The sequence below is a fragment of the Acinetobacter sp. UBA3025 genome (assembly GCF_002367915.1).
GTDB lineage: Bacteria > Pseudomonadota > Gammaproteobacteria > Pseudomonadales > Moraxellaceae > Acinetobacter.
Window position 1 is genome coordinate 15029 of record NZ_DFDO01000321.1, and the last position, 6066, is coordinate 21094.

The window sequence follows — 6066 nt, forward strand, 5'->3', positions numbered from 1 at the left end:
ATCTAAGTAGGAATCACCGGCCGGATTATAATGACCATAGTCTGCAGTAATGGTTGAAGTTGCCTGTTCAGGGTCAATCGTCGGTGCATCAGGTGCAATAGGAGTGACCCAGGCACCTTCACAATAGGCTGAACTGAGATATTTACCTTGACGCTGCTGTGCTTCTGGTGAAGATTTATCCACATAATATTGTGAGAAGAATGCTTCACCGGGATAGGTCTCATTAATGCGCTGTTTGAGTTGTTCCGCATTTACATTGGATGAGTCATTTGATGCAGCATAGCTTGAGACCGAGCTACTACATAAAAGGGTTAAGATCGCAGTCGCTAGAGGGTTTATTTTAAAGTGATGCTTCATTTGTCTCATTAACCAATCATGCTTTTATCGCAATTAATTATTGTCGCATCATAGAGAAAAAGTTGATAAGTAGCTACACTTAGCACTTTAAAAACTCAGCCTGTACTAGAATTTATTGCAAATGAATACTCAACGCGAACAATTAATACAATCTTGGATTGCTTCTGTACTCGGTTCAGATCAATTTGAAACACATTTTTTAGCAGGCGATGCAAGTTTTCGTCGTTATGCACGAATCAAACTGAATAATAAAACATTTATGCTCATGGATGCACCACCAGAAAAAGAAGATTGTGTGCCTTTTGTGACGATTGATGAATTTTTTGATGCCCATGGCGTACGTGTTCCACACATCGTGGCCAAAGACCTGGAAAATGGTTTTTTGCTGCTTGAAGATTTTGGCGATGTGCTGTTATCAAATCTGCTGAATGATCAGACGGTTGATGCCTATTATGAGCAAAGTTTTAAACAACTGATTCAGCTGCAGTCCATTCCTGGAGAAGGTCAGTTTCCTGCTTATTCTTATGAGAAGCTGATTTCTGAAATGGAGTTGCTGACTGACTGGATGCTGCCTGCTTTAAAAATCCAGCCAACAGAATCAGAGTCTGCTCTGATCAAGCGCACCTTTGCGATTTTGGCGAATGCTGCTTTGGCACAACCTCAAGTCATTGTGCATCGTGATTTTCATAGCCGTAACCTGATGAAAATCGAAAATGAAACCGAACTAGGTGTGATTGATTTTCAGGATGCAGTGATTGGTGCTGATACCTATGACCTGATCTCTATTACCCGCGATGCCTATGTGCAGTGGAATGCTGACCGTGTCTATCGCTGGTTTAAAGTGTTCTATGACCTGTTACCAGCAGCGGCAAAACAGGACCGTGATTTCGAACAGTTCAAAAAAGATGCGGATATGATGGCCATTCAGCGCCATATCAAGATTTTAGGTATTTTTGTCCGCTTGTTTGAGCGAGATGGTAAATCTGGCTATCTAAAAGACCTGCCACGTGTGATGTGGTATCTGCTGGAAGAAACCAAAGACTATCCTGAATTACAGCCATTTATGCAGTTCATTCATGAAAAAGTGATGCCAGCTTTTGAAGCAAAATATGGTTCATACGAGGTAGCGGCCTAAATGAAAGCGATGATTCTCGCGGCTGGCTTGGGCAACCGCATGCGTCCTTTAACTTTGCATACGCCAAAACCTTTACTAGAAGTGGGTGGTAAGCCGCTAATTGTCTGGCATATTGAAAAACTGGCTGCGATGGGCGTGAATGAAGTTGTCATTAATACGGCTTGGTTAGGTGAAAAACTGGCTCAGGCGTTGGGTGATGGTTCACAGTTTGGTGTCAAGATTTTATGGTCACATGAAGGTGAAGGTCTGGAAACAGCCGGTGGCATTATTAATGCTTTACCACTGCTTGGTGATGAGCCTTTCATTTTGGTCAATGGCGATGTCTGGACGACTATGGACTTTGCACCTTTATTGAATGTTGAGCTGGGTGAAAATCTGGCACATCTGGTATTGGTACAAAACCCGGAACAGCATCCAAACGGTGATTTCACACTTGCAGACGGCAAGGCTTATACCTTTGATCAGCAGATCAGTGGTGAAAACCTGACTTTTAGCGGTGTATCAGTGATTCATCCGAAAATGTTTGCAGGCTTAGAGGCTGGAAAACGTCCTTTAGCACCACTATTAAAAGCAGCAATGCTGGAAAACAAAATTGCTGCCTCTAAATTGACAGGTATTTGGGTGGATGTGGGAACGCCTGAGCGTTTGAATGCACTGGATTTAATGATCCGTGAAGGGAAGTCTGCTTAAGTGAATATTCACTAAGCACTCCCTACTGTGCCAATATAGAGAAAACGGTATACTTCCACTTAACTTTTTCGAGCGTTGATTGTTTATGCACACGTTTTTTCAAGAACTAAAGCAGGGTAGCCAGGCTTTAGGTTTAGAGCTGTCTGATGAAGCTTTAAATTTATTACTCAAGTACCAGGACGCTTTGGTACTGTGGAATAAAGCATACAATTTGACTGCAATCCGTGATCCTAAGGAAATGCTGGTCAAGCATCTGCTTGACAGTCTGAGTATTTTGAAGGATTTGCCTGCAGGTCGTTTGCTCGACATCGGGACTGGTGGTGGTATGCCGGGCATGATCATTGCTTTATGTCAGCCTGAGCGTGATTGCTTACTACTGGATTCAAACGGTAAAAAAATTCGTTTTCTGAAGCAGTTTATTGCAGACCTAAAATTAAAAAATGTCATTGCAGTACAAACCCGTGTGGAAAATGAAGACAGTATCAATGAGCTGGGTCAGTTTGATGTGATTACCAGTCGTGCATTTGCTTCATTGACAGATTTTGTGAATGCGTCTAAACCGTATATGCATGAGCAGAGTATTATTGCTTCCATGAAAGGTTTGATTCCTGAGGAGGAAGTGGCAGCATTAAAAGATGAATTTAGCTGTCAGATTATTGAACTGAAGGTTCCGCGCTTGGACGAACAACGTCATTTACTTCTATTAAAACGTATTTAAAATTTTTGAAGGATCGGGGTCAACATGGCACAAATTATTGCGATTGCCAACCAGAAAGGTGGTGTCGGTAAAACCACAACCGCAGTAAATTTGGCGGCATCTCTCGCTGTGCTAAAAAAACGCGTTTTGCTTGTGGATATGGATTCTCAGGGAAATGCGACCATGGGGTCGGGGATTCAGAAAAATGACCTGCTGTATTCAGTGACTGATGTATTGCTGGGTGAAGTGCCGATTGAAACTGCGATCACCAAGGCTGAAGTTGGATACAAGGTTTTAGGGGCAAACCGTGACCTGGCTGGTGTGGAGCTGGCGATTGCTGAGCAAAAAGGCCGTGAATTTATTTTGCGTGAAGCTTTGCAGGAAATTGAATCCTCATTCGACTATATCATTGTTGATTGTGCACCAAGCTTAAGCTTGATTACCGTGAATGCACTGGCAGCAGTGGATGGCGTGATTATTCCGATGCAATGCGAATATTATGCTCTCGAAGGCCTGGCTGATCTGACACAAACCATTGACCGCATTCAGCAAGCACTTAATCCAGACCTGCAGATCGTGGGTGTATTGCGTACCATGTATGATGCTCGAAATGCCTTGACCCGTGATGTTTCAGAAGAGTTAGAGCAATATTTTGGTAAAAAACTTTATGAAACCGTGATTCCACGTAATATCCGTCTAGCTGAAGCGCCGGCACATGGTCTACCGGTTATTTATTTTGAAAAAAGTTCAAAGGGTGCAGTTGCTTACTTAAATCTGGCAGCTGAAGTATTAAAGAAAAGCAAAGTGAAAAAAGGAAGTAAAGCATGACCGTCAAGAAACGTGGACTCGCCAAAGGTCGTGGTTTAGATGCCTTGCTGGGATCAATTCAAAAAGAAAAATTACAACTCGAAGCACAAGGTCTTGATCATGGTCAGTTGAAACAGATTGATGTCAATCTGCTGAAACGTGGTGAATATCAGCCACGTCGCTATATCAATGAGCAGGATCTGCAGGAACTGGCAGCATCGATTGAAAAGCATGGCATCATGCAGCCAATCGTGATCCGTCCGGTCGATGATGAGCGCTATCCATACGAGATTATTGCGGGTGAGCGTCGCTGGCGTGCGGCACAGTTAGCGGGTCTGACTGAAGTTCCTGCGATTGTGCGTGAGCTGAATGATCAGGTCGCAATTGCATTAGCTTTAATCGAAAACATTCAGCGTCAGGACCTGAACCCGATTGATCAGGCGATGGCTTTGCAGCGTTTCCATGACGAATTTGGTTTAAGCCATCAGGAAATTGCGGATACCGTCGGTAAGGCGCGTACCACAGTGAGCAATTTGCTGCGTCTGCTAACTCTGGCTGAAGAAGTAAAAGACTTTATGCAGCAGGGCCTGCTGGATATGGGACATGCACGTGCCATTCTGACTTTGAAGGCTAAAGATCAGCTTAAAGTTGCTGAGATGGTCATTGAAAAGAGCCTTTCAGTACGCCAAACCGAACAGTTGGTACGCGACTACAATGCACCGAAAACAGAAAAACCAAAAGCAGCGATTGCGCCAGACATTCAGCAGCTCACTCAGCGTCTGTCTGAGCGCTTTAGTGCGGATGTTAAAATTGACTATAACAAGCAAGGGAAAGGCAAGCTGGTTATTAGCTATCATTCTTTAGAAGAGCTGGACGGGATTCTTTCAATCCTGGGCAATGAATAATTAATTTAAAATTTGTTTTTATTGGGGAATAAATCAGATGTGGGAATTGGTTAAAGCAGGCGGCTGGTTGATGCTGCCGCTGGTGTTGTGTTCGATATTTATGCTGGCGATTTCAGTTGAGCGCTTCATTCGGTTAAAAAAGAGTCTGGTACTGCCCAACTCACTTCTGATGGGTCCTGCACAAAATGCAGAACAAGCTATGCAAAAGCTGCAACAAAGTTCAGCTTTGAAAAACAGTACTTTGGGTCGTGTATTTACAGCTGGTTTTGAAGCGCGTCACCAGTCTGAGCAATATGCTCGTGCCCAGATGGAAGTGGTAGCTTCACAGGAAATTGGCTATCTGGAAAAGAATATTAATTTTCTGGGTACTTTGAGTGCAGTAGCGCCTCTACTCGGTTTGCTCGGTACAGTGATTGGAATTATTGAATCATTTTTAATGATTGATGTCGGTACTAATAGTGACCCAGTTTTAATGATGCCCGGTATTTCCAAAGCACTGATCACGACAGCAGCGGGTATGCTGATTGCTATTCCTGCTTTATTTGCACATCGTTATTTCCAGCGTCTGGTTCAGGAATATGTGGCGGAACTGGAACAGCAAGCAACGTTATTTCATGCCAACCTGTTCTATTTAAATGCTTCAGATGATGTAGAAGAACGCATCAAGAAAGCAAGCTAGGAGCAGGGGCATGAAATTTAAACGTAACCAGGTGGAAGATGTACATATCAATCTGACGCCCATGATTGATTGCCTGTTATTTATTTTGGTTTTTCTGCTGCTTTCAACCACGTTTAACCAGATGAGCCGAATGAACCTGACGCTTCCAGATGCGCAAGGTGTACCGCCCAAGAATTTTGACCAGAAAATTGAAGTGATTGTGGATGCCAATGGCCACTATGCCGTGAATGGTCAGTCTATTGCCAGTAAAGATGCAGCAGATTTAAATACGGCAATTAAACAGATTTCGAATGAACGTCGTGATTTAATGTTTGTCATTGCCGCTGATGCAAAAGCGACACATCAGGATGTTATTCGTGTCATGGACGTTGCAGGGCAACTTGGCTTTGTTAATGTCAACATCAGTACGAAAGTACCAACTCGAGGTTATTAGTGAAGCACGATTTTAAGGTCTATCTTCGCCTTTTAAACTATTTAAAACCATTTTGGGGCACAGCCTTAATTGTCCTGCTTGGTTTCTCTATGAATGCGGCGACAGAAGTTTCTGTAGCCAAATTACTGGAATATATCATTGAGGCGATACAAAACAGAGACCAGGGTTTCACCTTACTTTTCCCATTCTTAGTGGTAGTACTGATGTTCTTCAGGGGCTTAGGCCTATTCCTCGGTGGGTATTATACGGCGGTCATCTCCCGTAATCTGGTATTTAATATTCGTCAGGAAGTCTTTGCCAAAATATTGCGTTTGCCTGCGCAATATTTTCTGGACAATACCAGCGGTCATATTACGGCCAAAA

The 6066-nt window shown here is 43.2% G+C and carries 8 protein-coding genes and 1 pseudogene; 8 read left to right on the top strand and 1 reads right to left on the bottom strand.

The annotated features are described in order from the left end of the window. A pseudogene (locus tag B4J23_RS13580) lies at positions 1-357 on the bottom strand (LPS export ABC transporter periplasmic protein LptC); the annotation flags it as partial. Positions 358-478: 121 nt separating this feature from the next. On the opposite strand from B4J23_RS13580, the gene B4J23_RS13585 reads away from it, so the two are divergent. From B4J23_RS13585 to B4J23_RS13620, 8 genes are all read left to right on the top strand, one after another. Further along, on the top strand, positions 479-1492 hold the full coding sequence (locus B4J23_RS13585) for an aminoglycoside phosphotransferase family protein (protein WP_159124004.1): 1014 nt from the start codon (positions 479-481) through the stop codon (positions 1490-1492). Further along, positions 1493-2182: an N-acetylmuramate alpha-1-phosphate uridylyltransferase MurU gene (murU, locus tag B4J23_RS13590; protein ID WP_159124003.1), complete on the top strand. Its 690-nt coding sequence runs from the start codon at positions 1493-1495 to the stop codon at positions 2180-2182. Between the two features lie 85 nt (positions 2183-2267). Continuing rightward, positions 2268-2900: a 16S rRNA (guanine(527)-N(7))-methyltransferase RsmG gene (gene rsmG, locus B4J23_RS13595; RefSeq protein ID WP_291361344.1), complete on the top strand. Its 633-nt coding sequence runs from the start codon at positions 2268-2270 to the stop codon at positions 2898-2900. Between the two features lie 24 nt (positions 2901-2924). Then, complete coding sequence (locus B4J23_RS13600) at positions 2925-3707, top strand: ParA family protein (protein WP_004784019.1); 783 nt, start codon at positions 2925-2927, stop codon at positions 3705-3707. Next, positions 3704-4591, top strand: coding sequence for a ParB/RepB/Spo0J family partition protein (locus B4J23_RS13605; RefSeq protein ID WP_180002195.1), 888 nt, complete (start codon positions 3704-3706; stop codon positions 4589-4591). Before B4J23_RS13600 ends, B4J23_RS13605 begins: the two co-directional genes overlap by 4 nt. A gap of 37 nt (positions 4592-4628) precedes the next feature. Beyond that, the gene (locus tag B4J23_RS13610) at positions 4629-5270 is read left to right on the top strand and encodes a MotA/TolQ/ExbB proton channel family protein (protein ID WP_180033493.1); all 642 of its coding nucleotides are present in this window, start codon (positions 4629-4631) and stop codon (positions 5268-5270) included. Between the two features lie 10 nt (positions 5271-5280). Further along, the gene (locus B4J23_RS13615) at positions 5281-5703 is read left to right on the top strand and encodes an ExbD/TolR family protein (protein ID WP_004784014.1); all 423 of its coding nucleotides are present in this window, start codon (positions 5281-5283) and stop codon (positions 5701-5703) included. After that, on the top strand, positions 5703-6066 hold a 364-nt coding region (locus B4J23_RS13620), incomplete at its 3' end, for an ABC transporter transmembrane domain-containing protein (protein WP_291361349.1). The genes B4J23_RS13615 and B4J23_RS13620, both read left to right, overlap by 1 nt.